Origin of the sequence: Collimonas fungivorans (genome assembly GCF_028292705.1) — a bacterium.
GTDB lineage: Bacteria > Pseudomonadota > Gammaproteobacteria > Burkholderiales > Burkholderiaceae_D > Collimonas > Collimonas fungivorans_B.
In genome coordinates, this window is sequence record NZ_JAQGLV010000105.1 from 1 (window position 1) to 3,724 (window position 3,724).

General features: G+C 61.5%; 2 protein-coding genes and 1 pseudogene. All 3 read right to left on the bottom strand.

The features are described from left to right. Positions 1–1,995 (bottom strand): FAD-binding and (Fe-S)-binding domain-containing protein (locus tag JWQ61_RS05280; RefSeq protein WP_304359597.1); only part of this gene is annotated, 1,995 nt, incomplete at its 3' end. A 43-nt stretch (positions 1,996–2,038) separates the two neighbouring features. Then, positions 2,039–2,806, bottom strand: a complete 768-nt coding sequence (locus tag JWQ61_RS05285) for a 2-keto-4-pentenoate hydratase (protein WP_304359598.1) — start codon at positions 2,804–2,806, stop codon at positions 2,039–2,041. 49 nt (positions 2,807–2,855) lie between these two features. Further along, positions 2,856–3,724 (bottom strand): annotated as a pseudogene (locus JWQ61_RS05290) (MFS transporter); the annotation flags it as partial.

Below are 3,724 nucleotides of genomic sequence, written 5' to 3' on the forward strand. Positions count from 1 at the left end.
GACGCCGGTCGGGCAATCGCGCTTGCAGCCTTTGCACGATACGCACAGGTCAAGCACTTCCTTGACCTCGGCGCTGGCCAGGCCCTCGCTGCCGAGTTGGCCCGAAAGCGCCAGGCGCAGGGTATTGGCGCGGCCGCGCGTGACGTGTTTTTCATCTTTGGTGATGCGATAGCTGGGGCACATGGTGCCGGCGTCGAATTTGCGGCAATGGCCGTTGTTGTTGCACATTTCAACCAGCTTGGCCAGGCCGCCGGTTTTGTCGCCGCCGCTGCCCGCCGCGGTTTCTGCGCCGGTCAGGGGATTGCGCTTGACGTTCCAGGACGACCAGTCCAGCAAAGGACGATGCGGCAATTCGCTGTAACCCGGCGCAAAGCGGAAATTGCTGGCATCGTCCATTTTCGGCGGACGCACGATCTTGTCCGGGTTGAAACGGTTCTCCGGATCGAAAAGCTCCTTGATTTCGGTGAAAGCAGCATTGATTTTCGGGCCGTATTGCCAGGCCACCCATTCGCCGCGGCACAGGCCGTCGCCGTGTTCGCCCGAATATGCGCCTTTGTATTTGCGCACCAGCACCGAGGCTGCTTCGGCAATCTCGCGCATGTCCTTGGCGCCGCCGCGGCGCATGTCAAGTATCGGCCTGACATGCAGGGTGCCGACGCTGGCGTGTGCGTACCAGGTGCCTTCGGTGCCGTATTTATGGAACACTTCCGTCAGCTGGTTGGTGTATTCGGCCAGGTGCTCCAGCGGCACGGCGCAATCTTCGATGAAGGACACCGGCTTGCCGTCGCCCTTCATGCTCATCATGATGTTCAGGCCGGCCTTGCGCACGTCCCACAATGCTTTCTGGTCGGCCGCGCCGCTCATTTGCACTACCGAGCCGGGCAAGCCCAGGTCGGCCATCAATTGATCCAGGCTGGCCAGTTTGTTGAGTAACGCAGCGTGGTCGTCTCCGGCGAACTCCACCAGCAAGATGGCTTGCGGCTGGCCTGCCAGGGCTTGTTCAATCACCGGCTTGAATGCCGGATTGCTCATGGAGAGGTCGATCATGGTGCGGTCGACCAGTTCGACCGCGGTCGGGCCGAGCTTGACGATATGCTGCGTCATGTCCATGGCCTGGTAGAAGGTCGGGAAATTCACCACGCCCAGCACCTTGTGCGCCGGCAGCGGCGCCAGCGACAGGGTGAGCTGGCGGCTGTAGGCCAGCGTTCCTTCGGATCCGACCAGGATATGCGCCAGGTTGGCGATGCCGTCGTCGGTGTAGGCGCGCGGGTTCTGGCAATCGAAGATATCGATGTTGTAGCCGCCGACTCGCCGCAGCACCTTGGGCACACGTTCCGCGATCTCGGCCCGTTCGCGCTGGGCGATGTGCCGCAACCCTGCGACAATGGCGCCGATCCGTCCGTTCTGCTCCATCCGGTCCAGACGTTCAAAGCGCCCTTGCGTGCCGTCCGCCAGGACGGCGTCGATGGCGGCCACGTTGTGCACCATGTTGCCGTATTCGATCGACCTGGAGCCGCAGGAATTGTTGCCTGCCATGCCGCCTATCGTGCACTGTGCCGCGGTCGAGACATCCACCGGGAACCATAGCCCGTGCGGCTTGAGCCAGGCGTTGAGATGGTCGAGGACCATGCCGGGTTCTACCGTCACGGTGCGCGCCGCAAGATCGAAATCGATGACCTGGTTCAGCCATTTGCTGTTGTCGAGCACCAGCGCCTCGCCCACGGTCTGGCCGCACTGGCTGGTGCCGGCGCCGCGCGCCAGCACCGGGATGTGATGGCTGCGGGCGATGTCCAGCGCCAGCAGCAGGTCGTCCTGGTCGCGCGGCACCACCACGCCGAGCGGCATGATCTGGTAGATGGAGGCATCGGTTGCGTAACGGCCGCGGTCGGCCCGGCCGAACAAGACTTCGCCCCTCAGTTCGCGCCGCAATTGCGCGGCCAGCGGCGTAGCGAGCGTCGGGCTGCGAGGAACCAGGTGGATGGGCTTGACCAGCATGATGGAGTCCTGTCAAAAACTTGAAAAATTGCCGATGCCCGGCTTAAGCCAGCTCGAAATGAATCGGCGGCAAACCCGCAATCTGGCCGATTACCAGACCCGGTTCATCCGGAAAGTGGATGCCGGTATAGGAGCCGGTGGTCACTATCGTACCCGCAGGCAGGGCTATGCCGTGCGTGTTGCAATGATTCACCAGCCAGCCCAGCAGGCGCCGCGGATCGCCGGCCGGATTGCTCGCACCGCCCTTGAATATGTCTTTGCCGTTCAAGGTCAGGTGCGCAGCCGGATGCAGGAACGGGAAAGCAGCGTCGTAAGCGACAAATTCGCCGCTGATCAGCGCGCCGTGGTTTTGCAGGTCCGCCAGCTGGCTCAGCTTGGGCACGTCCGGCCAGCCGGCGATGCGGCTGGAAACGATCTCTATCGACGCCGCCATCGTGCTTACATGGCGCATTACATCCTGCTCTGGAATCGGCGCCGTTCCTGGCTGGAAATCGATATCGAAACAAAACATGATTTCCAGCTCGATGCCAAGCACCGGGTAATCCGCGCGTTCGACTACCGAGGTAGCCGGATAAATACGCTCCACCGGCAAGGGAGCGCCCTGTATCGGTCCCTTGTCCGATTTTGCGCCTATCTTCCAGCCTCCGATCCGCGCCTGTTTTTGCCGCAGGAACGCCTGCTGCACCAGGTAAGCATCCTCGGCGCTGACCGGCTCCAGCTCCTGCGGGATGCATTCGGCTGGCGCATGTTTGCCATACGCCGCGCTCAGCAGATGCGCCAGCCGCTCTTGCGGAGATTGCGAAGAAATCATGAAAACCCTTATAGTAATTGTGACTGTATGACCAGATCGGGCAGCGCGTCTACGCGCCGGCTTTCACCGGATTAGCCGCACCATCCGCCACGCTGTGCTCGAACTTGCTGTCAGGCTGCATGCGGAACGCCAGCAGCACGCCGAATCCCATCAGGATCATGCTGCCGACGAACGGCAGTTCCCAGCTGCCGAAGCGGTCGATCAGGTAGCCGGACAGCACCGGCGAGATGATCGCCGCCAACGCCGAACCGGTATTCATCATGCCGCTGGCGGTGCCCGAGTACTGCGGAGCGATATCCATCGGGATTGCCCACATCGGGCCTATCGTCATTTCGGCAAAGAAGAAACCGGCGCTCAGGCAAAGTATCGAGACGTAAACATTGTGAGTGACAAGCAACGGCAGCAGCGACAACAGCGTCAGCAGCATGCAGACCGACACCATCTGGCTGCGTGCCCGCTTCAGGTTGCCGGTGCGCTTCAGGATCCTGTCGCTGACGATGCCGCCCAGCGTATCGCCGAGCACGCCGGCGAAGAAAACGCTGGAAGCGAACAGCGCCGATTTCTTGATGTCGAGGTCGTAGCTGTGCAGGAAATATTGCGGTATCCAGCTCAGGAACAGCCACAAAGTCCAGCCGTAGCAGAAATAGACGATCGTCACCGGCAGCATGCGCTTGAACAGCGGCCCCCATGGAATCTTCGGCGTGTTTTTCTTCACCGCCGGCAGTATCGCCAGCTCTTCCTTGGTGATGCGCGGATGTTTTTCCGGATGTTCGGTAAACACAAATGCCCACACCAATACCCAGACCAGGCTGATCACCCGCAGATATAGAAGGATTCACGCCAGCCGTGGGTGGCCATGATGAACACCACCAGCGTGGGCGCGACCGCATTGCCGATGCGGGCGAACGCATGCGTGAT